Raw genomic sequence first — 21,970 nt, 5'->3', positions numbered from 1 at the left:
CCCCCGAGCCCGACGAGCGGTGCTTCGACGAGGCCGAGGCCTTCACCCGGGACTTCCTGGCCGGCGGCTTCACGGCCGACGCCTACGACGAGGACGACTACGGGCGGGTCGTGGCCGAGGTCCTTGACGGCGAGGGGCGCTCCCTCAACGTCGCCCTCGCCCGGAGCGGCCTCGCGGACGACCGCTACCTGGACCCGTTCCGGGACGACCACCCCGACCTCGCCGATCGCCTCGACGACGCGTTCGCCTCGGCGAAGAAGCCGGCCTGCCGCTGACACGTCAGCCGATGCGCTCGGTCAGGGACACGATGATCCCCTCGGGCCCGCGGACGTAGGCCATGAGCCACGTGCCCTCGTGCTCGCCGACCTCGCCCACGAGCTCATGACCCTCGGACACGAGCCGCTCGATGGTCGCGCGGAGGTCGTTGATCTCCAGGCACACCGCCCGCAGACCCACGACGTTCGGCTCTGCGGCGTCGGCGGCCACCGTGCCGGGTCGGTCGTAGCGCGAGACCTCCAGCGCTCCCCCGCCGCCCGGCGGTCGCAGCCAGACGGTCTCGGTGCTCGCGTCCTCCATCCCTACGACGGTGTCGAGGAACTCCCCCTCGATCGTCATCCGGGCGTCCAGCTCCAGCCCGAGACCGGTGAAGAAGGCGATCGTCGCGTCGAGGTCGGCGACGGTCACGTTGACGTGGTCGAGGCGAGGCAGCTGCGTCATGGGTCCATCCACCTCCGCGTGTGCCCGGATGTCAACCGTCCTCGGCCGGTGCACGATGGACGCATGGCACCCGCGCTCGCGTCCGTGTACGCCGCCTGGACCGACCACCTCGACGGCCTGGAGCCGGAGCAGCTCGGTCGGCCGTCGCGGGCAAGCGCATGGACCGTGAAGGAGCTGCTGCTCCACCAGCTCCTCGACGCCCGCCGCGCGCTGGTCGCGCTCGCCACGCCCGCGCACGTCGACCCGGACGTCGACGCGGTCACCTACTGGCGGTCGTTCCACCCGGACGAGGGAGACGGTGGGGCCTCCCACGCCCGGTTCGTGGGCGCGTGTGCCGCGGCCTACGACCAGGAGCAGCTGGTCGAGGAGTGGCGCGGCACGTCGGCAGCCGTCGTGCACGCGGCGTCGAGCCCGACGTCGGCTCTGGTCAGCACGCAAGGACATTCCCTGACGGTCGAGAACCTGTGCTCGACGCTCGTCGTCGAGGCCACCGTGCACCTGCTCGACGCGCACGGCACTCCCCCGGCCGACGCACTGGAGCACACCGTCGAGGTGCTCGGGAAGCTGCGTGAACGCCCCCTGCCGGCCGACGGCGCGGACGAGGTGCTCCGCGCCACCGGCCGTCTGCCCAGCGACGAGCCGGACTATCCCCTGTTGGGGTAGCTCACGGCTCGATCACGAGCGAGGCGATCCGACCGGCGGCGTCGAGGACGAAACGGAAGTGCAGGTCCACGACGCCTCCTGGGAAGTCGCCCTCGAGGTGGTGCACGACGTCGTAGCGATCGGTGCCCGCGCTCGCGGCGCCGGTGACCTCGGTCGTGTAGGTGTACTCGCTCTCCGCCTTGCCGAGCCACGCGCGCAGCTGGGCGAGCCCGGTGTGGGTGTGGCCCTCGTCGGTCACGGTCGCGTCCTCGGCGAAGCACGACAGCTCGGTCTCGCGGTCGTGGGCCTGGTGGGCTGTGACGAAGGTGCGCACAGCACTCGGCAGTGCGTCGAGGGACAGGGTGACGGTCTGGTTCTCGGAGGTGCTCATGGCACGACCGTGGACCCTCCCCCTGCTGGAGGGTCAAGCACTGGACCCTCCAGCAGGGAGAGGGTGCAGAGTGTGAGCATGAGCAGCGCCATGACGATCGGCGACTTTGCCGCCCTGACTCACCTGTCGATCCGCACGCTGCGCCACTACCACCAGGCCGGCGTGCTCGAGCCGGCCGAGGTGGACCCCTCCAGCGGGTACCGCCGCTACACCCACGAGCAGATCGCCACGGCGCGCGTCATCCACCGTCTGCGCGAGCTCGACCTGCCGCTCCCCCAGGTGAAGACGATCATGGGCACCGACGACCCGGCCCAGCGGTCGTCGATCATCGCCGAGCACCTCCAGCGGCTCGAAGCCGAGCTCGCGCGGACCCGGTCGGCCGTCACCGCCCTGCACCGGCTGCTGCAGCCCGAGCCCGACGCGGTGGTCGAGCTGCGCACCCTGCCGTCGCGGTCGGTCGCCGCGGTACGCGCGACCGTTGACCACGACGACGTCCTCGACTGGTACGACGCTGCCGTCGCGGTCCTCGACGCCGCAGTGGAGCCTGCGTCACGTCGAGGCCCGCTGTCGGGCCGGTACGCCAACGCACTCTTCGCCGACGGCACGGGTTCGGTCAGTCTCGAGTACACGGTCGACCACGACGCCCGGGTCAACCCCGTGGCGGGCGTGGAGGTTCTCGACCTCCCGGCCGTCGAGCTGGCCGTGGTCGTGCACGAGGGTGACCACGGGACCATCGACGAGTCCTACGCCCGGCTGGGCTCCTGGGTCGGCGAGCACGTCCTCACCATCGGCGACGTCGTGCACGAGACGTACCTGGTCGGCCCGCGCGACACCTCCGAACCGACTGCCTGGCGCACCGAGATCGGCTGGCCCGTGCTGCGCCTGTCGTCCCTGAGCACCGACTGACCGCGGCGTCCCGAACGGTCAGGGCCTGCCCTGGCCCTTGCCCTTCCCACCTGCCGTCGTGTCCGCCTGCTCGGCGGTCTCCTCGATCGGCTCGACGGTCTCGGACGGCTCCTCGTCCTTCGGCTTCGCCGGCTTCTCCTCCTTGGGCTCCTTCTTCTCCTCGCCCTTCGGCTCCTCGGGCTTCTTGTCCCTGGGCTCGGCCGGGTCCTCCCCGCCGGACGTGCCCGACCCGGAGCCCGACGAGACCGACAACGTGACGGTCGCGCCCACCTCCTGGCGACCCGTGCGGTCGAGCGCCAACACCGTGCCCGCCGGCTCAGCCGACGCGACCGGGGAGGTCTTCACGTCGAAGCCGAGCTTCTCGAGCGCGTCGGTGGCGTCGTCGACCGACGTGCCCACCAGGTCGTCGGGCACCGAGACGAAGCCGGAGGCCACCTCGAGGGTGACCACGTCACCGTCGGCGAGCGGCCCACCGGCGCGAGGACTCTGCGCGGCCACGACGCCCTTCTCGACGTCCGGGGCGTCGACCTCCGTGATGCGCACTCGCCCGCCAGCGTCCTCGACCTCGTCGGTGGCGTCGTCGACCGACCGGCCGACGACGTCGGGCACGGTGGGGTCGTCCCCACCGAACACGCCGCCGAACAGCCCGCCGCTCATGCCGATCAGCAGCGCGACGACGGCCAGGGCGGCCACACCGGCGAACATCCGTGTCCGGGTGGCACCGCGCCGTCGCTCGTCGTCCTGCGCCGGCACCTGCGTGGTCGCCGACGCCGCCCCGGCAGCCGCCAGCGGTGCGGGCGAGACGACGGTCGCCGGACCGGTGTGCGCGACCGTCATCGGGCCGGTCGGCGCGTCGGTCAGCGCGGGGATCACCGACGTCGCTCCGCCGGTGCTGCGCTCCACGGTGTCGCGAACCTGTGCAGCGGTCGGGCGCAGCGCAGGATCCTTGGCCGTCATCGCCACGACCAGGCGCGCCAGCTCGTCCGGCACCGACGCGGGCAGCGCCGGGAGCTCCTCGCTCACCTGGGCCAGCGCTGCGGCCACGGACGTCTCGCGGCGGAACGGCGACGTGCCGGTGAGGCACTGGTAGGCGACCAGACCGAGCGAGTAGACGTCGGACGCGCCCGTGGCGGTCTGTCCGCGTGCCTGCTCCGGGCTGATGTACTCGACCGTCCCGAGCACGGCACCGGTCTCGGTGAGCGGCTCCGGCGCCACCCCCAGGGCGATGCCGAAGTCCACGAGCACCGGCCGCGAGTCGGTGGACAGCACGATGTTGGCGGGCTTGACGTCGCGGTGCACCACTCCGGCCTCGTGCGCCGCGGCGAGCGCGTCGCCGACACCACCGAGGAGCCGCTCGACGGGCTCGACGCCCAGCGCACCGCGCCGTCGCAGCACGTCCGACAGCGGGACGCCCTCGACGAGCTGCATGACGATGAAGGGGTCGCCGTCGGGGCTCGCGTCGTCCTCGCCGACGTCGTGGACCGTCGCGATGCCGGGGTGGTTCAGCAGGCCCGACGTCCGGGCCTCCGCCATGAACCTCGCCCGAGCGGCGTCGTCGCCGACGCGGTCGCCGCGCAGGACCTTGACGGCCACGTCGCGACCGAGGCGCAGGTCGCGGGCGCGGTAGACCTGACCCATGCCGCCGGAGCCCAGCACCTCGCCCAGCTCGTAGCGGTCGTTCAAGCGTTCGGCCATCAGGCCAGGTTAGGACAGCCCGCCGAGGTGCGCCTCTGGGAAGAGCGTCCCGGTTCGCCTCGTTTCGAGTCGTCGGGCGGCTCGGCCGGTGGCACGCTAGTCGCGTGCCCTCGCTCCCCCCGTTGCCGCCGGTCGACGACACCGACGCGGTCGTGGCGTGGGTGGCCGAGCACCTCGGCAGCCTGACGCTCGAGGGACCCGACGCCGTCCGCCCCGGCGGGCACCGCGGCGGGCAGACCGCGGCCGACACCGCCCTCGCCGGCCTCGACGTCGCGGGCTACGCGCGTTCGCGCTCGACCGTGCTGCCGGAGTCTCGGCGGGGCGCCAGCCGGCTCTCGCCGTACATCACCCACGGCCTGCTGGACCTGCCGACGATGTGGGACGCCGTGGCCGACGCTCCCGCGGCGGACCGCCGCCGCTACCGCGACGAGCTGCTCTGGCAGGAGTACGCCCGCCATGTCTACGCCCGGCTCGGACCCGCCATGCGCGAGCCCTTGCGCCGGGAGCCGCCGCACCCCGACGTCGACCCCGACTGGGACGAGCAGATGGCCTGCATCGACTGGGTGCAGACGTCGCTGGAGACCGACGGCTGGCTCGTGAACCAGACGCGCATGTGGTTCGCCTCCCACTGGACCGTCCGGCACGGACGCGACTGGCGTGCGGGCGAGGACCACTTCTACCGGCACCTGCTCGACGGTTCGCGCGCCGCCAACCGGCTCGGCTGGCAGTGGACCGTCGGCGCGGGCACCGGAAAGCCCTACGGCTTCAGCCGCTGGCAGGTCGAGAAGAGAGCCCCCGAGCTGTGCCGGGGGTGCGCCCTCCGCGACGCGTGTCCGATCCAGGGGTGGCCGGACGCCACGCCCGGGCCCGATGTCGAGCACGCCCCGGTCCGCGTCGGGCACGCCGCCGGCGCACCTGGCCCGGGTCCGGACTCACCAGTGGTCGAGGGAACGCCCGAGGCCGTCTGGCTCACGCCCGAGTCGCTCGGCGACGCCGACCCCGCCCTCGTGGCCCAACCCGACCTCCCGGTGGTCTACGTCTTCGACGAGCCGAAGCTGCGCGAGCTGCGCCTGTCCGGCAAGCGGCTCGTGTTCCTCGCCGAGTGCCTGGCCGACCTCGCGTCCCGTCGTGACGTCGAGGTGCGGCTCGGCGACGTCGGCGAGGAGCTGGCCGGCCGACCGCTTGCCGCCACCTTCGCGCCGGTGCCGTGGTTCACGAACCGGGCGGCGCACCTCGACCTCGCCGTGGTCCACCCGTGGCAGTGGCTGGAGCGACCGACCTCGCAACGTCTCACCTCGTACAGCGCCTGGCGCAAGGGAGTCCACCGATGAGCACACCACTGGCCGACCTCGGCGCCCACAGCACGGCCCTCGAGGTCGTCGACGGGATCGACCTCACCGGGCGCACCGTCGTCGTGACCGGAGGAGCGTCGGGCATCGGCATCGAGACGGCGCGTGCGCTCGCGTCGGCCGGTGCGTCCGTGACGATCGCGACCCGCGACCTGGCGGCCGCCGAGCGCGCCGCCGCGGACGTCGTCGGCACCACGGGCAACACCCAGGTCCGGGGCGCACACCTCGACCTCACCGACCTCGACTCCGTCGACGCGTTCGTCGCGGCCTGGGAGGGCCCGCTCGACGTGCTCGTGAACAACGCCGGCGTCATGGACACGCCGCACCGCACGACGAAGCACGGCTGGGAGCTCCAGCTCGCGACCAACCACCTCGGCCACTTCGCCCTGACGCTCGGTCTGCACGACGCGCTCGCCGACGCCGACGCGGCCCGGGTGGTCGTCGTCTCCTCCAGCGGCCACGGGTCCTCCCCCGTCGTGCTCGACGACCTGATGTTCGAGCGGCGCGCCTACGACCCAGGACTCGCCTACGGGCAGTCGAAGACGGCCAACGTGCTCTTCGCCGTCGAGCTGACCCGTCGGTGGGCCGACGAGGGGATCACCGCGGACGCCCTCATGCCCGGCGGCATCTGGACGGGCCTGCAGAAGCACTGGGACCCCTCGCACCTGGAGGACCTCAAGCGGCAGACGGCCGGTTCGGGCGTCGTGAAGACCCCCGAGCAGGGCGCGGCGACGTCGGTGCTGCTCGCCGTCCACCCCGAGGTGCTCGGCTCGGGTGGACGCTACTTCGAGGACTGCCACGAGGCCGAGGTCGTCGACCAGATCGTCGACGGCGTGCACGGCGTCCGGGCCTACGCCCTCGACCCCGACGCGGCCCGCGCTCTCTGGGACCGGTCGGTCGAGCTGCTGGCCGAGGCCGGTCACCCCGTGCGCTGAGCGTCGAAGGGCTCTCGCCGGCTGGGGCGTCGTCGTGGCAGGGGTCTCGACTGCTGCTGCGTCGCTCGGCTGGACCACCGCTTGCTGCGGAGCTCCCTCGGCTGGGTCTTGGCCTGCGGCTGCGTCACCGTGGCTACGAGTGGGAGCGGTCTCCGAAAGGGCCTCGACCGGCGGACGGGTCCGGGCTCGGGCGAGCACTCGGAGCGCGGCTCGGGGGTCGCAAGGTTCTGCGTTCGTGGGTGATGGGTCGAAGGATGCTGCGTTCGCTACGGGATCCCGTCGTGAACGCAGCATCGTTCGGGTCTCTGCACGCGAAGGCAGAATCCTGCGTCGGCCGGGCCGCGTCGCGCGGTGGGTGGGCAGAGATTCTCCCTTCTCGTGGACCGTTCCACGCAGAAAGAGAATCCTTGCTCCGGTCGAGGCCTTTCGGAGACCACACCCACTCGGACTCACAGCGACGCAGCAGCACGTGAAAGGACGGCCGGAGCGTCACAGCAGCACCTCAGAGCCGGACCGAGCAGCGCAGCGGCGAGCGAAGGGCCAGCCGCCTCAGAACGCTGGGTGATTCCCAGGTCGACCTGGGAATCACCCACCGCCGTCAGGCGGGGGCGAGGCGGAGCAGGCGGCCGGAGCCCTCGTCCTCCAGGATCCAGATGGAGCCGTCGGGGGCCTGCTCGACGGCGCGGACGCGCTCGCCGTCCCAGAGCGTCTCGTCGTCGCCCGCGGTGGTGCCGTCGACGTCGACCCGCACGAGCGCCTCGCCGGACAGCGCGCCGAGAAACGCGTCGCCCGTCCACTCCGGGAACAGGTCGCCGGTGTAGATCATCAGGCTGCCCGGGGAGATCGACGGCGTCCAGCCGGTCTTCGGCGCCTCGAAGCCGTCGCCGTCGGCGTGGTCGGGGATCTCGCCACCGCCGTAGTCGCTGCCGTTCGACGCCTCGGGCCAGCCGTAGTTGGCGCCCTTCTCGATCACGTTCAGCTCGTCGCCGCCCTCGGGACCCATCTCGCTGGACCAGAGGGTGCCGTCCGGAGCGAACTCAAGGCCCAGCGGGTTGCGGTGCCCGTAGCTCCAGATCTCGGCCGAGGCGCCGCCCTCGTCGGCCAGCGGGTTGCCCTCGGCCGGCTCGCCGTCGAGCGTGAACCGCACGATCGTGCCCAGCGTGTTCGACGTGTCCTGCGCCGGTGTCTTCTTCTGCCGGTCACCTGACGACACGAACAGGTGCTTGCCGTCGGGGTCCACGGCGATGCGGTGCGAGAAGTGCCCGTTGCCCGAGACCTTGGGCGTCTGGCGCCAGATGACCTCGAGGTCGGCCAGCGACGCCTCGTCGCCGGACGTCTCGAGCGTCGCGCGGCCGACGACGGCGCCACTGCCTCCGGAGCCGGGCTCCACCCAGCTGAGGAACACCTGCTGGTCGTCCTCGAAGGTCGGCCCGGCGACCACGTCGCCCAGACCGCCTTGGCCCGCCACCGCGACGTCGGGCACGCCGTCGACCTCGACGCGGTCGCCGGTCTCGGCGTCGCGCAGGTGCAGGGTGCCGGTGCGCTCGGTCACGAGCAGGTCACCACTGCCGGGCAGGAACGTCATGGCCCACGGGGCGTCGAAGGCGTCGATCTCCTCCACCTCGAACGGCGGGTTGCCGCTCGCGCTCGACGCCGACGTCGAGCCGGGCGTGGCCTCCGCGTCGTCGCTGCGGTCGGTGTCGCTGGAGCAGCCCGCCACGAGCACGGCCGCCAGTCCCAGTCCGAGAAGCCTCATGCCTCGAGTCTCGCCGACCCCGCCAAGGTCCGCAGGTCTGCGCGACCTCGCAGCGGATGCCGCGATCGTCCGATGGTGCGACGGTGGAGACATGACCGCTGAGCAGCAGGACCGTCCCGCCGACCGCCACCGTCGACCCGACGGCGTCACCGACGCCACGGTCGAGGCGCTAGGGAAGCTGAGCGAGGCGCTCGAGGCCGTCGAGGAGGCCCGTGGCTCGCTGTACGCGTTCCACCGCCTGTCCGGACATGCGGACCTTCAGGCCGGCGAGGCGGCCGACATGCTGCGCGAGGCCGGTCACGCCGAGCTGGCCGACCGGGTCGAGACCGAGCTCATCGGCCGCAACGTCATCGAGGGCCGGTGGACCTTCCAGCTCGTGGAGGAGTACGACGAGGGCTACTACGCCACCTTCCGCGACCTCGAGCGTGCCGCCCGCGACGACCTCGCGGAGGGCAAGCCGCACCTCTTCGAGGCCGAGATGAAGGAGGACCGGCGCACGCGCGGCCGGCGTCACCACGAGGCGACCCCCGACTGACCAGCCCCACTGACCAGCCCCACTGACCAGCCGCGACGCTCAGGCGGCGTCGCGCCGGGCCACGTAGATCGTCGCGGTGGACGTCCCCCCGGTCAGCGGGTTGTCGAACGTGACGACGTGCGCCTCGGCCTCGGCGAACGCCGCGCGCATCACGGCGACGAACTCGGTGTCCGGCGGCTCGTCGGACCACAGCCCGAAGATCCCGCCCGGCGTGAGCATGCGCGCGGCCGCCTGCTGGCCCTCGACGGTGTAGAAGTCACCGTGGTCGGTCCGCAGCACGCGGTCGGGTGCGTGGTCGATGTCGACGAGCAGCACGTCGACCGGCCGCTCGAGCCGTTCGGCACGCACGAGGTCGAAGAAGTCGTCCTGCACGAGGCTGGTGCGGGGGTCCGTGGCGAGACCGCGGGTGTCGTCGAACAGCTCGTCGCGGTGCCAGGAGATGACGGGAGCCAGCGCGTCCACGACGATCAGCTCGGTGACGCGGTCGTCGCGCAGCGCCTCGAAGGCGGTGTAGCCGAGTCCCAGCCCACCGACCAGGACGCGCAGCTCGTCACCGTCGGCGGCGTCGAGGCCCAGGGTCGCGAGCGCCCGCTCGCTGACGGTGAACTGGCTCGACATGAGGTAGTCGTCGCCCAGCTTGACCTCGTGCACGTCGCGCTGGGTGGCGAGGTCGAACCGCCGCCGCAGCACGATGAGGCCCCACGGGGTCTCGGCCCAGTCGAGCTCCTCGAACCTCACCATCGAACCCCTCCTTCGGACGCGTCCCGGCCTGCACCGTAGCGGACGCCAGGCGAGGCGATCGTGCGTCGGCGACCGGGCCTCGCGCCCACGCTCGAGATTCCCGCCCGCACCTGAGGGCCCGCCAGAGCCGAGTGCCCCGCACCCACCTCGGTTCTCCCCCACTCACCATGGCGCGCACGCCACGGTGAGTGGCAGGAAACCCAGGTGAGCTCGCGATTCCCATCAGGTGATGGGAATCGCGAGGCCCGTGGGGCGGGTCCTTCTGCCACAGGAGAGGTGGTCGGGACCCCGTCCGTGTGTCGTCGCGCGACCCGCAGGACGGCGCTGCCGGTCCGTGCACACTGCCGCGCCGTTAGAGTCGGGTCGATGTCCTCCCCCACCTCCCTGCTCGCCGAGGCGGCTCGCCGCCGGACCTTCGCGGTGATCTCGCACCCCGACGCCGGCAAGTCGACGCTCACCGAGGCCCTGGCCCTGCATGCCCGGGTGATCTCGGAGGCCGGCGCCACGCACGGCAAGGCCGGGCGCAGGGCCACCGTCTCGGACTGGATGGAGATGGAGAAGGCCCGCGGCATCTCGATCTCCTCGACGGCGCTGCAGTTCGAGCACGAGGGCCACGTCATCAACCTGGTCGACACCCCGGGTCACGCCGACTTCTCCGAGGACACCTACCGCGTGCTCTCCGCCGTCGACTTCGCGGTGATGCTGCTGGACGGCGCCAAGGGTCTGGAGCCCCAGACGCTCAAGCTGTTCGACGTCTGCCATCGCAGCGGCATCCCCGTCATCACCGTCATCAACAAGTGGGACCGACCGGGACTCGACCCCCTCGAGCTGCTCGACCAGATCCAGCAGCGGATCGACATCCGACCCACGCCGATCACCTGGCCGATCGGCATCGCCGGCGACTTCCGCGGCGTGCTCGACCGTCGGCACGGTCACGCCGTCGAGTACGAGCGCACCTCCGGCGGGGCCACCCGCGCGGGCGAGACGGTCCACGCACCCGAGCGCGCCGACGAGGTCTTCGGCGACCCGTGGCAGGAGGCCGTCGGCGGCGTCGAGCTCCTGAGCGCGGACGGCGCCGACCACGACCCCGAGTCCTTCCTGGCCGGTCGCACCACGCCCGTGCTGTTCGCGGCGGCGGCCCTCAACTTCGGCATCACCCAGCTGCTCGAGGTCATGCTCGAGCTGGCGCCCGCGCCTCGTGCGCGCCTGGACGCGAAGGGCGACCCGCGACCGGTCGACTCCCCCTTCAGCGCCTTCGTGTTCAAGATCCAGGCGGGCATGAACACCGCCCACCGCGACCACGTGGCCTTCGCACGGATCTGCTCGGGCGTGTTCGAGCGCGGCGAGGTCGTCACCCACGCCCAGAGCGGGCGGCCGTTCGCCACCAAGTACGCGCAGAACCTGTTCGGACGCGACCGCGAGACGACCGACCTCGCCTACCCCGGCGACGTGATCGGGCTGGTCAACGCGTCCCAGCTCGCCATCGGCGACACCCTGCACCTCGGCCCGACGGTCGTGTACCCGCCGATCCCCAAGTTCGCCCCCGAGCACTTCGCGACCATCACGGCGCGCGACACCTCGCGCTTCAAGCAGTTCCGCCGCGGCATCGAGCAGCTCGACCGTGAGGGCGTCGTGCAGGTCCTCCGCTCCGACTTCCGCGGCGACCAGGCCCCGGTCCTGGCGGCCGTCGGCCCCATGCAGTTCGAGGTCGTGACCGACCGCCTGGCCCGCGAGTTCAACGCCGAGACCAGGCTCGAGCCCCTCCCCTACACCGTCGCCCGGCGCATCGAGCCGGCCGACCGCGAGACCCTCGCCGGCACCAACGGTGTGGAGACGTTCGAACGCAGCGACGGCGCTGCCCTGGCGGTCTTCTCCGACCGCTGGCGGCTGCAGTTCGTCGCCCGCAACCACCCAGACATCACCTTCGAGTCGCTCTCAGCCGACGTCGATGACCGCACTCCCACCTCCTGAGGAACCCCATGGCCAACAACAACGGCAACCGCAGCAACAACCGCAACCGCAACCGCAACGGGAACACCAACAAGAACAACCGCTCCGCCACGAAGCCGAGGCGCCAGGCACCCTCCCGCCTGCCGAAGGGCGGCCTGCGGGTCATGCCGCTCGGCGGCCTCGGCGAGGTCGGCCGCAACATGACCGCCTTCGAGCACGACGGCAAGATCCTGCTCGTCGACTGCGGCCTGCTGTTCCCCGAGGAGCACCAGCCGGGCATCGACGTGATCCTCCCCGACTTCTCGGCCATCCGTGACCGGCTCGACGACGTGGTGGGCCTCGTGCTCACCCACGGCCACGAGGACCACATCGGTGCCACGCCCTACCTGCTGCGCGAGCGGGGCGACATCCCGGTGATCGGCAGCAAGCTCACCCTCGCGTTCGTGAGCGCCAAGTTCCGCGAGCACACGGTCGACCCGCCCCTGAAGACCGTGGCCGCCGGCGACGTGATGAAGCTCGGTCCGTTCGAGCTGGAGTTCATCGCCGTCAACCACTCCATCCCCGACGGCCTCGCCGTGGCCATCCGCACGTCCGCCGGCCTCGTGCTGCACACCGGCGACTTCAAGATGGACCAGTTCCCGCTCGACGACCGCATCACCGACCTGCGCGCGTTCGCGCGGCTCGGCGAGGAGGGCGTCGACCTGTTCCTCACCGACTCGACCAACGCCGAGGTGCCGGGCTTCACCACCTCCGAGCGCGAGCTGCAGCCGGCCATCGAGACCGTGTTCCGCACGGCCCCGCGCCGCATCATCGTCTCCAGCTTCGCCAGCCACGTGCACCGCATCCAGCAGGTGCTCGACGCCGCGCACGCCAGCCGGCGCAAGGTCGTGTTCGTCGGCCGGTCGATGGTGCGCAACATGGCCCTCGCCCAGGAGCTCGGCTACCTCAAGGTGCCCAAGGGACTGCTGGTGGACCTCAAGGCCGCGAACAACCTCGCCCCGAACCAGGTCGTGCTCGTGTGCACCGGCTCCCAGGGCGAGCCCATGGCCGCACTGGCCCGCATGGCCGACGGCACCCACCAGATCGACGTCGGCGAGGGCGACACCGTGCTCCTGGCCAGCTCGCTCATCCCCGGCAACGAGAACGCCGTCTTCCGGCTCATCAACGGCCTCGCGTTCCGCGGCGCCAACGTGGTGCACTCCGGCAACGCGAAGGTCCACGTGTCGGGCCACGCCAGCGCCGGCGAGCTCGCGTACTGCTACAACATCGTGCGACCCAAGCACGTGCTGCCGGTCCACGGCGAGTGGCGCCACCTGCACGCCAACGGCGCCATCGCCGAGCGCACCGGCATCCCCCACTCCTCGGTGCTGCTGTGCACCGACGGCGACGTCGTCGACCTCGTCGACGGCCGCGCCCGGGTCAGCGGACACCTGCCGAACGAGCACGTCTACGTCGAGAACATGGTGGTCGGCCGCACGACCGAGCACACGCTCGAGGAGCGGCGCACCCTCGCCAACGAGGGCATGCTCACGATCATCGCGATCGTCGACGTCGAGCGCGGCACGTTCGCCGAGCCGCCGGAGTACGTGATGCACGGCCTCATGGAGGACCTGCGCGACTTCGAGCCGCTCACCCAGCAGCTGGCCTCGGCCCTGAAGAAGGCGGACGGGAAGACGCCGGCCGACGCCGAGGAGTCCATCGAGCGCACCGCTGCCTCGTGGATGCGTCGCACCTACCGACGCGAGCCGATCATCCACGCCATCGTCGTCGAGGAATGACCGACGGCGGGGCCACGGGGGGATGAGCGCCGTGCAGATGCAGATCGGCGAGATCGCCGAGCGCGTCGGCCTGAGCCTGCGCACCATCCGCTTCTACGAGGAGGCCGGGCTCGTCATCCCCGACGCGCGCAGCACCGGAGGCTTCCGGCTGTACTCCGAGGCCGCCGTGGCGCGGCTCGAGCTCATCAAGAAGATGAAGCCGCTGGGCTTCTCGGTCGAGGAGATCGGCGAGGTGCTCGGCATCCTCGACCTGCTCCAGGACCTGGCCGCCACGACCGAGCAGACGCAACATGCCCTCGACCGGCTCGACGAGGTCCGGGCGACGGTGGTCGAACGCCTCGAGGAGCTCGAGGCCAAGACCGAGGCGGCCCGTGGCTTCGCGCGGGACCTGGCCGCTGTCGCACAGAGGAACCGCCCGTCCGAGTGATCGGACGGGCGGCTCGCCTGCTGGTCGCGACCGGAGGTCAGGACCGGACGTGCTCGCTCAGGGGTGCTCGACGTCGCCCCGCCAGGCGCCGGTCTCCTGACCGCCCCGGGACTCGATGAACTTCTTGAAGTTCCGCAGGTCGCCCTGCGTGCGGCGCTCGAGGATGCCGGTCTTGTCGGCCACCTTCTCCACGAAGCCCTCGGGATCGACGTCCATCTGCACCGTCACACGGGTGCTGGTGTCGCCGAGGCGGTGGAACGTCACGACGCCCGCGTGCTCAGGTCCGTCGTCGGAGCGCCAGGCGACCCGCTCGTCGGGGTGCTGCTCGGTGACGGTCGCGTCGAACTCACGCGTGACCGGTCCGACCTTGATCACCCAGTGCAGGTGCGTGTCGTCCCGCTGGTCGATGCGCTCGACGCCCTCCATGAACTGCGGGAAGTCCTCGAACTGCGTCCACTGGTCGTAGGCGGTGGTGACGTCCACGTCGACGTCGATGGTCTCGGTGATGGTGCTCATGGGTGTCCTTTCGCAGACTGCCCATGACCTACCCGGTGCCCGGCCCCCCGAAACGCTCCCGTGGAAGCGCCCCGGTCCACGGCACGGACCGCGTCAGGTCAGCAGGCTCACGCCGCCGGGTCCGACGAGCAGCGCCACGACGATCAGCACCGCGCCCCAGAGGATGTCGCCGCGCACGATGCGCAGCACGCCGATGATGCCGATGACCACGGCGGCGATCCACAAGATGGTGTCCCACATGATGGTGCTCCTTCCCGCCCGGTCCGCGCTGGACCGGTCGTTCCCGTCAACGTAGGACCGGGCGGCCGGGCGCGCATCCGGAGCGATCTTCCGGAGATGGGAGGATGGGACGGTGCGCGCCATGGTCCTCGACACTGCCCGTGCGTCTCCGGACGTGCGGGACGTCGCACGTCCGGTGGCGCCCGACGGCGGGGTCGTCGTCGAGGTTCGTGCCACCGGGCTGTGCCGCAGCGACTGGCACGCCTGGGCCGGGCACGAGGACCTCGTGTTCCCCCACGTCCCGGGGCACGAGCTCGCCGGTGTCGTGAGCGAGGTCGGGTCCGGCGTGGCCGACTGGGCGGTCGGCGACCGGGTCACCACGCCCTTCGTGTGCGGGTGCGGACGCTGCGACTGGTGCCGAGCCGGCGATGCCCAGGTGTGCCCCGACCAGCAGCAGCCCGGCTTCACGCACTGGGGGTCGTTCGCCCAGCACGTCGCCCTGCACGCGGCCGACACGAACCTCGTCGCCGTGCCCGACGGCGTCGAGTTCGCGACCGCCGCCGCCCTGGGCTGCCGGTTCGCGACCGCCTACCGGGCTCTCGTCGCCCGGGCGCGCCTGCGCGAGGGCGAGTGGGTCACGGTGGTCGGTGCCGGCGGCGTCGGCCTGAGCGCCGTCATGGTCGCGCACGCCCTGGGTGCGCGCGTCGTGGCCGTCGACCGCAACCCCGAGGCCCTGGCCGTCGCCGCCCGTCTGGGCGCCGAGCACACCGTGACGGCCGACGACGACGTGCCCGCCACGGTCGCCGACCTGACCGGCGGCGGGTCCCACGTCGCCATGGACGCGGTGGGGAGCGAGCAGACGAGTGCGACGTCGCTGCTGAGCCTGCGGCGTCGGGGCCGCATGGTGCAGGTCGGCCTGCTGCCCGGCGTCGAGGGGCATCCGCGCGTCCCGCTCGAGCGGGCCATCGCCTGGGAGCTCGACGTCCTCGGCAGCCACGGCATGGCCGCCGTCGACTATCCGCCGATGATGGAGCTGGTGGCGAGCGGACGACTGCGCCCCGACCTCCTGGTGGAGCGCACCATCGGCCTTCAGGCCGCAGCCGCCCTGCTGCCCACCTTCGACCAGGCGGCCGTGGCCGGGATGACGATGATCGACCCGTGGTTGCCCGAGTGACCTGATCGGCTCGCGTCGCCCGACGTCACGGTGAGCCGTGCTCGGCCCACCACCGGGACGTCGCTGCCTCGGCCTCGGCGTCGTGGATGCGCTGGAAGTTGCGGCCGCCGCGAGCGAAGGTGGCGGGCACCGCGGCGGGGACGTCCGACCACGGCACGGGCGCGTCCGACCACCGGCAGGAGCGGACGTGCTGGAGGTCCGCCGCTGCCGCTGCAGGCGCTTCGTCGAAGCGCCACTCCCCCTCGATCCGGCCGAGCCACAGATCCGCGTCGGCGTCGCGTGTCCAGACGAAGTCGCCGACGGGCAGGGCGGCGAAGCGCTCCAGACGGGCGGCGACACGCTCACCGTGCTGCTGCTCGACCTGCCCGATCGCCTCGTCGAGGTCCGCGGGAGCGACGTCGAGTCGGCCGCCCAGGCCGACGACACCACGCCGCAGCGCGTGCTCGACGGCCGCGGCGTGGTCGACGGTGTCGTCGCGCGAGCGCAGCGGCGCCCGGTGGACGGCGGGGTGGACGGGACTCAGGTGCCGACCTCGGTCAGCCGAGCACGGAGGCGGCGTCGACGTCGCCGTCGGCGGCCTCGATGGCCTCGGCGAGTGCGGTCACGTGCTGGTCCTCCAGCGTCACCTCGGCCTCGCCCAGGCCCTTGCGCAGCTCCGTCTCGACGGTGCCCTCGGGGGCACCGTCCTGGTAGGCGCCCACGCGGTCGACGACGTTCTGGACAGCTTCGAGCTTCTCGGGGGTCAGATCAGTCATGCCCTCGACGCTACGCACCGGCGGACGATCCGCAATCCGACCTCGGAGCGCGGCGACCTCAGAGCGCGCCGACCTCAGAGCGCACCGACCTCAGAGCGAGCCGACGTCGGGCGCGGTGTCACCGAAGTACCGGTGGAGCTGCTCGTCGCGGTAGCGCGCGGACCACGTGTCGATGTGGCGGCGACCCCGTTCAGTCCTGCCCAGCACGCGGTACCGCACGGCGTTGCCGACCAGGGCGTTGACCGTGGCCCACGGCAGGCGCAGCGGCAGCCCGAGCTCGCGCATGCTCGCGGTGCCGAGGAACGGGCGGAGCATGCTGAGCAGCCGTCGGGGTGCGTACCAGCGGTGGAACCGGGCGAACCGGCGGTAGTGCAGGTGCGGCTGCGCATCGACGATGCTCTGCGTCAGCCTGCGCCCGGCGTCGGTGATGTCGTCCTGGCTCAGCAGCACGTGGTAGTTGAAGTGGTGCTGCTCGCGCTCGGTGTCGAACAGCCACGCCTCGTCCACGCCCAGCAGCCAGCCGATGTAGCGCCACAGGTGCATCACCGCTCGAGACTCGTCCTTGGAGACCGGCACGCCGAGCGCGCGCACGCCCAGCAGCAGCGCTCCCGAGAACAGCCCGAGCGTCGCGGCCTGGTCGGTCTGGTTGATCGGGGCGCCCCAGTGCCCGGTGTCCCAGCGGTCCCCCTCGGAGAAGCGCTGGTTCACGATCGCGTGCATGAGCCGGACGTGCACCGTGAGTCGCCAGCCGAGCGCTCCGGGGCGCATGGCGCCGGGCTGGGAGACGGCGATCGTCCAGTGCTGGGTCTCGGCCAGCCGCCGCACCGTCGTCTCGCCCGTCAGTCCACCGGTCGCGATGAGCAGGTCGGTGGGCCCGCCGAAGCGGTAGCCGCCGATCAGCGACAGCTGGAGCAGCACGTCGCCCGCGTTGCGGCCGAAGGTCCGGTAGACCCGCGCACCCTCCTCCAGCAGGTCCCAGTCGACCCAGTCCGGCGTCGTGGAGACCACGCCGAGGAGGTCGCGGAGCACCGGTGGCGCTCCCTCCAGGTCCCCCTCGAGCGCGCGACGCAGCTGGTCGTGGGTCACGCGGTCCGCGCCCTTCGCACGGAACGCCGCGGCCAGCCGCGCTCCGGGGTCGTCGATGCGCAGGTAGCCCTCCCCGATGGACCGCAGGAGCGACTCGTCGACCTGACGCACCCGACCGAACACCCGCAGGGGGCGACCCATGCGAGCACCTCGCGCCTGGGCGGCCCGGTGCCGGGTGGGCACGGGTGCGGTGTCGGCGGGAGTAGGCGCGGGACGAGCAGGAACGGTGCCGGCCGGAGCGGAGGTCATGCGCAGGAGCGTGACACGAGCAATTGCTCGCATACAATTCGCGTATGAGCCGACCACCCGAGACCCTGCGCAAGGCGCCCCGCCAGGACCGGTCGCGCCGGATGGTCGAGCGGATCCTCGAGGCTGCCAGGCTGGTCCTCGTCGAGGAGGGGTACGAGCGCGCGACCACCAATCGCATCGCCTCGCGTGCCGAGGTCAGCCCAGGCTCTCTCTACCAGTACTTCCCCGACAAGCAGGCGATCCTGGTGGCGGTCATCGACCGGTACTCCGCCGAGATCGGCGAGGAGCTCACCGCCGTGCTCGCCGACCGGCTCGACCTGCCGCCCGACCAGCTCGTCCGAGCGGCGTACGAGGGACTGCTCGACGTGCTGGAAGAACACCGCGAGTACCTGCGCCTGGTCACCCAGGAGCTGCCCCTCTCCCGCGTCGCCGGCCACGTCGGGCAGGTCGAGCGTCGCGTCGCCGACCTCGTCGGGGCGTACCTGACGGTCTCCCGCACGCCCACGCCGCTGCCCACGTCAGCCTCGGCGTGGCTGCTGGTGCGCATGGTCGAGCACCTCAGCGTCGACTACGTGCTCCAGCGACCCGACATCGCCCGCGACGTGTTCGTCGAGGAGCTGGTGCACCTCACCGCGGCCCACCTCGCCGCCCGGCCGGCCACCGCCGTGCCCGAGGTGGCGGAGCCCGCCGGCGCGCGGCCCGACGGCACGGGACCCGCCGCCCGGAGCTGACGACCTGCCGACGTGAGCAATGCCTCACCCCCCGGGCGAGACAGGTGCGGACCCGGCCTGTTGGATGGGGCGAGCACACGTCGCCCAGCCCGGAAAGTTCGCATGAGCCGCATCTCCCGCAGGACCTTCGTCGCCGCCCCCACCGACCTCGTGTGGGAGCTCGCCCAGGACTTCGCCCGTTGGCACCCCCGCCTCAGCATCTACTCCGGAGGCCCGGAGGCGGACGCCGACCTGGTCGTCACGGTGCTGAGCCAGGACGACGAGACCCGCACGCTGTCGTACTCGATGCCGGAGCCGCCGTTCCCGATCTCCGAGCACCGCGCGACGATCGAGGTCCAGGAGGGCGCCGGCACCACGTGCTACGTCGAGTGGTCCGCGGAGTTCGAGTCCGACCCGGGCATCATCCACCTGCTGGAGGACCAGCTGGGTGATGACGTGTTCCGCCTCGCCCTCGACAAGCTGGCCACCGCCGCCCAGGACCAACACGCCGCCAACGTCCTGGCCTGAGGGCCGCCCGAGGGCCTGCCTGCTTCAGGCCCGGACCAGACCCAGCACCTCGCGGGCCTGGTCCGTCAGCGCGCCGCCGGCGGCGCCGCGCGGGACGTCGGTGAGGAACCCCCGGCGACGCGCCTCGGCGACGCGGTTCGTCCAGGTGCCGGCGCTGCCGCCGAGCGCCTCGGCCATCCGCTTCGACGGCGCACGCTCCCCGCGCTCGACGATCCGCGTGTACTCCAGCGCCACGGCTGCGAGCGCGAGGTCGTCGCGCCCGAGCCGTCCCGATCGCTCCTGCAGCAGCGTCTGCACGGTCGTGAGCGGCTCGACGTCCTGGCCGGCACTGCGGGTGGCCAGGCGTCGCGCCTCGGCCACGAGGGCGCCGAGCGGGAGCTCTCGCACGTCGTTGCCGGCGAACGACCGGTCGCCGGTCCCCCGCCGCACCACGAGCTCGCGCACCGACCACTGCCGATGACTGCCCTCGCGGTGCAGACGCAGCCCGACCGACCACTCGTCGGCCACCCGCAGCGCGACGAGGCGCTCACCGTCGGCCGTCACGCCCACCGCGTGCTCGCGCGTCACGTCGTCGAGGAGCGTGCCGAGATCATCCATGCGCAGCACCGCCTGACTGATGGTGGTAGTTCCTTCACGGTACCACCGGCCCTTGGGCCCACGCTCCCTTCGAGTAGGCGGTCGGTCAGCTCCGCCAGTCGCGGAAGCCCAGCACGATGAGGCGCATCTCGCGGCGGGCCTTGCGCTTGATCTCCTCCTCCAGGTCGGTGCGACCGTCGGGGGTCTGCACCACCTGCTCGGCGCGGTAGACCATGTTGCGGACGAAGAGCCCCGAGGCGAGCTTGACGTCCTCGGCCGACCACGTCTCGATGTGCGGGAGCCGCGCCAGCACCACGGCGAGCTCGGAGATGAACAGCTCGAGCTCACGCTGGATGGCCTGCCGCACGGCGTCGGACCCGCTCGCGCGCTCCCGGGCGACGAAGCCGAAGTGGGCCTTGTTCTGCTTGACCACCCGCACCAGGATCTCGGCGGAGGCGTCGATGATGTCGGCGAAGGTCTCGGGGTCGCGCTGCGCGTCGCGGATCATCGCCCGCAGGGTCCCGAACGACTGCTCCACGAGCGCGAGCCCGAGCTCGTCCATCGACGCGAAGTGCCGGTAGAAGGCCGTCGGGACCACGCCGGCCTGGCGGGCGACCTGGCGCAGGCTGATCTGGGCGAAGCCCTGGTCGCGGCTCAGCTCGAGGGCGGCGGCAAGGATCGCGTCGCGCGTGCGCTCCTTCTGTGCCTGGCGCGTCGTCTCCGCACGGGGCGACGCGGCTCGTCCTGCTTCCGCCACGCCTGGAGTCTAGGCCGTGCCGCCGTCGTCCCCTCGGTGAACGCGTGTGTCGCCGTGTGCCAGGTCACCGACACGCCCTCTTGCCCTGCAGTGGTTCACACCCCCACACTTTGAGTGTACGCTTGTACACCGAACGACTTCGACTGGAGAGGAACCGCATGGGACTCGTCCGTTCCGCCCTCGCCTCCCGCGCCGTGGCCTCCTTGACGTCGCCCAAGTCCCTCGACCACTACCTCGACCAGGTCCATCCGCTGTGGACCGTCGAGGCCGTGCGCGCCCGGGTGGTCGAGGTGCGACGCGAGACCGGCGACGCCAGCACCGTGGTGCTGCGTCCCAACGGCGCCTGGAAGGGCTTCGTCCCCGGCCAGCACGTGCAGTTCGGCATCGAGGTCGACGGCACCCGTAGGGTCCGCGTGTTCTCCGTCTCCAGCTCCCAGACCGCGTCCGACGGCACCTTCAGCGTCTCCGTGAAGGCCCACCCCGACGGCTACGTCTCCCAGTTCCTGCACCGCGAGCTCCAGCCCCGCACCGTCGTCTACCTGTCGCAGGCCGAGGGCGAGTTCGTGCTCCCCGCCGAGGTGCCCGAGGACCTCCTGCTGCTGAGCGGCGGGTCCGGCATCACCCCGGTCATGTCGATGGCGCGCACGCTGCGCGACCGCGGGCACCGCGGCCGGGTCACCTTCCTGCACTACGCACGCTCGCGGGACGACGAGATGTTCACCCCCGAGCTCGACCGCCTGGCCGCCGAGCTCCCCGGAGCCACCGTGGTCCGCGTCTACACGCGCGAGCCCGAGGTCGGGGCCGAGCTCGAGGGCCGCTTCGCACTCGACCACCTGCGCCGGCTCGACGTCGACCCGACGGTCGCCACCACCTTCTGCTGCGGGCCGGCCGGCCTGATCGCCACCGTCCGCGACACCTACGACGAGCTCGGCGCACGCGACCTGCTGCGCACCGAGTACTTCAAGGTCCCGTCCGTCGACCTCGACGCAGCCGACGCCACGGGCACCCTCAGCTTCGACGACGCCGGCACCAGCACCGACAACAGCGGCAGCACCATCCTCGAGCAGGCCGAGGCCGCCGGTCTCACGCCCGCCTTCGGCTGCCGCATGGGCGTCTGCAACACCTGCGCGGTCAAGAAGCTCAGCGGCGCCGTCCGCCACGTCGTCAGCGGCGAGGTCAGCGCCAACACCGACGAGACCATCAAGGTCTGCGTCAACGTCCCTGTCGGCGACGTCAGCGTCGCACTCTAAGGAAAGGGAGTCCCCATGTCTCGCAAGCGCACCCCGATCGCACCGTTCAGCGCCTCGGAGCACAACGCCGCACCGGAGCCGCTCGTCGGCGCCGACGCCTCCAAGCGGTCCACCATCGGCCTGGAGTACATGAGCTACGAGGAGCTGGAGGGGTTCGGCGAGGAGCTGGACGCCATCCGCCAGCGCACCCTCGACTCGCTCGGCCAGGCCGACGCCGACTACATCCGCCGGGTCATCCGCATCCAGCAGACGTTCGAGGTCCTCGGCCGCATCGGCATCTTCACGCCGTTCTTCTGGCCCACCTTCGTGGCCGGCATCGTGTTCCTCG

Annotated in this window: 25 protein-coding genes and 1 pseudogene; 14 read left to right on the top strand and 12 right to left on the bottom strand. The window is 72.0% G+C overall.

The window, feature by feature from the left end:
* Positions 1-275: thermonuclease family protein (locus ASF38_RS11925; protein WP_056576276.1), on the top strand; the 275-nt coding region annotated here is incomplete at its 5' end.
* 4 nt (positions 276-279) lie between these two features.
* On the opposite strand, the gene ASF38_RS11920 is transcribed toward ASF38_RS11925, so the two are convergent.
* Positions 280-717 (bottom strand): VOC family protein, encoded by a 438-nt coding sequence (locus ASF38_RS11920; RefSeq protein WP_055965621.1) that lies wholly within the window; start codon positions 715-717, stop codon positions 280-282.
* Positions 718-780: 63 nt separating this feature from the next.
* Here ASF38_RS11920 and ASF38_RS11915 point away from each other — a divergent pair, with 63 nt between their 5' ends.
* Positions 781-1,380, top strand: coding sequence for a maleylpyruvate isomerase N-terminal domain-containing protein (locus ASF38_RS11915; protein ID WP_056576273.1), 600 nt, complete (start codon positions 781-783; stop codon positions 1,378-1,380).
* Between the two features lies 1 nt (position 1,381).
* Here the strand turns inward: ASF38_RS11915 and ASF38_RS11910 are convergent, their stop codons facing one another.
* Entirely contained in the window at positions 1,382-1,750 is a 369-nt protein-coding gene (locus ASF38_RS11910) for a nuclear transport factor 2 family protein (protein WP_056576270.1), read from the bottom strand.
* Positions 1,751-1,828: 78 nt separating this feature from the next.
* Here ASF38_RS11910 and ASF38_RS11905 point away from each other — a divergent pair, with 78 nt between their 5' ends.
* A complete protein-coding gene (locus ASF38_RS11905) occupies positions 1,829-2,656 on the top strand; it encodes a MerR family transcriptional regulator (protein ID WP_056576267.1) in 828 nt (275 codons plus the stop codon).
* Positions 2,657-2,674: 18 nt separating this feature from the next.
* Here the strand turns inward: ASF38_RS11905 and ASF38_RS11900 are convergent, their stop codons facing one another.
* Positions 2,675-4,351 carry a protein kinase gene (locus tag ASF38_RS11900; RefSeq protein WP_055965612.1) on the bottom strand — a complete coding sequence of 559 codons (1,677 nt, stop codon included), beginning with the start codon at positions 4,349-4,351 and terminating at the stop codon, positions 2,675-2,677.
* A 104-nt stretch (positions 4,352-4,455) separates the two neighbouring features.
* Between ASF38_RS11900 and ASF38_RS11895 the strand changes: the two genes are divergently transcribed.
* Positions 4,456-5,682, top strand: coding sequence for an FAD-binding domain-containing protein (locus ASF38_RS11895; RefSeq protein ID WP_056576264.1), 1,227 nt, complete (start codon positions 4,456-4,458; stop codon positions 5,680-5,682).
* Positions 5,679-6,635: an SDR family NAD(P)-dependent oxidoreductase gene (locus tag ASF38_RS11890; RefSeq protein WP_056576261.1), complete on the top strand. Its 957-nt coding sequence runs from the start codon at positions 5,679-5,681 to the stop codon at positions 6,633-6,635. The genes ASF38_RS11895 and ASF38_RS11890 overlap by 4 nt, the downstream gene beginning before the upstream one ends.
* 598 nt (positions 6,636-7,233) lie before the next feature.
* Here the strand turns inward: ASF38_RS11890 and ASF38_RS11885 are convergent.
* The gene (locus ASF38_RS11885; RefSeq protein WP_056576258.1) at positions 7,234-8,391 is read right to left on the bottom strand and encodes a PQQ-dependent sugar dehydrogenase; all 1,158 of its coding nucleotides are present in this window, start codon (positions 8,389-8,391) and stop codon (positions 7,234-7,236) included.
* 91 nt (positions 8,392-8,482) lie between these two features.
* Here ASF38_RS11885 and ASF38_RS11880 point away from each other — a divergent pair, with 91 nt between their 5' ends.
* Positions 8,483-8,926, top strand: coding sequence for a hypothetical protein (locus ASF38_RS11880; protein ID WP_055965604.1), 444 nt, complete (start codon positions 8,483-8,485; stop codon positions 8,924-8,926).
* Between the two features lie 39 nt (positions 8,927-8,965).
* Here ASF38_RS11880 and ASF38_RS11875 read toward each other — a convergent pair whose 3' ends face one another.
* Entirely contained in the window at positions 8,966-9,667 is a 702-nt protein-coding gene (locus ASF38_RS11875) for a spermidine synthase (protein ID WP_056576255.1), read from the bottom strand.
* A gap of 366 nt (positions 9,668-10,033) precedes the next feature.
* On the opposite strand from ASF38_RS11875, the gene ASF38_RS11870 reads away from it, so the two are divergent.
* The 3 genes from ASF38_RS11870 (at position 10,034) to ASF38_RS11860 (ending at position 13,822) form a co-directional block, all read left to right on the top strand.
* Positions 10,034-11,638: a peptide chain release factor 3 gene (locus tag ASF38_RS11870; RefSeq protein WP_055965599.1), complete on the top strand. Its 1,605-nt coding sequence runs from the start codon at positions 10,034-10,036 to the stop codon at positions 11,636-11,638.
* A gap of 143 nt (positions 11,639-11,781) precedes the next feature.
* Entirely contained in the window at positions 11,782-13,395 is a 1,614-nt protein-coding gene (locus tag ASF38_RS11865) for a ribonuclease J (RefSeq protein WP_235497702.1), read from the top strand.
* A gap of 37 nt (positions 13,396-13,432) precedes the next feature.
* The gene (locus ASF38_RS11860) at positions 13,433-13,822 is read left to right on the top strand and encodes a MerR family transcriptional regulator (protein WP_235497700.1); all 390 of its coding nucleotides are present in this window, start codon (positions 13,433-13,435) and stop codon (positions 13,820-13,822) included.
* 57 nt (positions 13,823-13,879) lie between these two features.
* Here the strand turns inward: ASF38_RS11860 and ASF38_RS11855 are convergent, their stop codons facing one another.
* Both ASF38_RS11855 and ASF38_RS18200 read right to left on the bottom strand, forming a co-directional pair.
* Positions 13,880-14,338 carry an SRPBCC family protein gene (locus tag ASF38_RS11855; protein WP_055965594.1) on the bottom strand — a complete coding sequence of 153 codons (459 nt, stop codon included), beginning with the start codon at positions 14,336-14,338 and terminating at the stop codon, positions 13,880-13,882.
* 93 nt (positions 14,339-14,431) lie between these two features.
* The gene (locus tag ASF38_RS18200) at positions 14,432-14,578 is read right to left on the bottom strand and encodes a GPGG-motif small membrane protein (protein ID WP_164468781.1); all 147 of its coding nucleotides are present in this window, start codon (positions 14,576-14,578) and stop codon (positions 14,432-14,434) included.
* 121 nt (positions 14,579-14,699) lie between these two features.
* Between ASF38_RS18200 and ASF38_RS11850 the strand changes: the two genes are divergently transcribed.
* Positions 14,700-15,731, top strand: coding sequence for a zinc-binding dehydrogenase (locus ASF38_RS11850; RefSeq protein ID WP_200914509.1), 1,032 nt, complete (start codon positions 14,700-14,702; stop codon positions 15,729-15,731).
* Positions 15,732-15,756: 25 nt separating this feature from the next.
* Here ASF38_RS11850 and ASF38_RS19475 read toward each other — a convergent pair whose 3' ends face one another.
* The 3 genes from ASF38_RS19475 to ASF38_RS11835 all read right to left on the bottom strand — a co-directional run bounded on the left by ASF38_RS19475 (position 15,757) and on the right by ASF38_RS11835 (position 17,821).
* Positions 15,757-15,888 carry a hypothetical protein gene (locus ASF38_RS19475; protein ID WP_255353828.1) on the bottom strand — a complete coding sequence of 44 codons (132 nt, stop codon included), beginning with the start codon at positions 15,886-15,888 and terminating at the stop codon, positions 15,757-15,759.
* Between the two features lie 379 nt (positions 15,889-16,267).
* Complete coding sequence (locus ASF38_RS11840; RefSeq protein ID WP_055965587.1) at positions 16,268-16,486, bottom strand: hypothetical protein; 219 nt, start codon at positions 16,484-16,486, stop codon at positions 16,268-16,270.
* Between the two features lie 90 nt (positions 16,487-16,576).
* Positions 16,577-17,821, bottom strand: a complete 1,245-nt coding sequence (locus ASF38_RS11835; RefSeq protein ID WP_056576244.1) for an oxygenase MpaB family protein — start codon at positions 17,819-17,821, stop codon at positions 16,577-16,579.
* 44 nt (positions 17,822-17,865) lie between these two features.
* Between ASF38_RS11835 and ASF38_RS11830 the strand changes: the two genes are divergently transcribed.
* Positions 17,866-18,552: a TetR/AcrR family transcriptional regulator gene (locus ASF38_RS11830; protein WP_056576242.1), complete on the top strand. Its 687-nt coding sequence runs from the start codon at positions 17,866-17,868 to the stop codon at positions 18,550-18,552.
* A 102-nt stretch (positions 18,553-18,654) separates the two neighbouring features.
* Positions 18,655-19,059 carry an SRPBCC family protein gene (locus ASF38_RS11825; protein WP_055965581.1) on the top strand — a complete coding sequence of 135 codons (405 nt, stop codon included), beginning with the start codon at positions 18,655-18,657 and terminating at the stop codon, positions 19,057-19,059.
* A 24-nt stretch (positions 19,060-19,083) separates the two neighbouring features.
* On the opposite strand, the gene ASF38_RS11820 is transcribed toward ASF38_RS11825, so the two are convergent.
* Positions 19,084-19,656, bottom strand: a complete 573-nt coding sequence (locus tag ASF38_RS11820; protein WP_156366906.1) for a hypothetical protein — start codon at positions 19,654-19,656, stop codon at positions 19,084-19,086.
* Between the two features lie 85 nt (positions 19,657-19,741).
* Positions 19,742-20,392: a TetR family transcriptional regulator gene (locus ASF38_RS11815; RefSeq protein WP_055965577.1), complete on the bottom strand. Its 651-nt coding sequence runs from the start codon at positions 20,390-20,392 to the stop codon at positions 19,742-19,744.
* Between the two features lie 158 nt (positions 20,393-20,550).
* Between ASF38_RS11815 and ASF38_RS11810 the strand changes: the two genes are divergently transcribed.
* Positions 20,551-21,642, top strand: coding sequence for a ferredoxin reductase (locus ASF38_RS11810; RefSeq protein WP_056576237.1), 1,092 nt, complete (start codon positions 20,551-20,553; stop codon positions 21,640-21,642).
* 15 nt (positions 21,643-21,657) lie between these two features.
* Positions 21,658-21,970, top strand: a pseudogene (locus ASF38_RS19395) (acyl-CoA desaturase); the annotation flags it as partial.

It is taken from the genome of Aeromicrobium sp. Leaf272 (genome assembly GCF_001422865.1).
Classification (GTDB): Bacteria; Actinomycetota; Actinomycetes; order Propionibacteriales; family Nocardioidaceae; genus Aeromicrobium.
The sequence above is the reverse complement of the archived record's forward strand: the minus strand, read 5'-3'. Positions and strand labels throughout refer to the sequence as shown.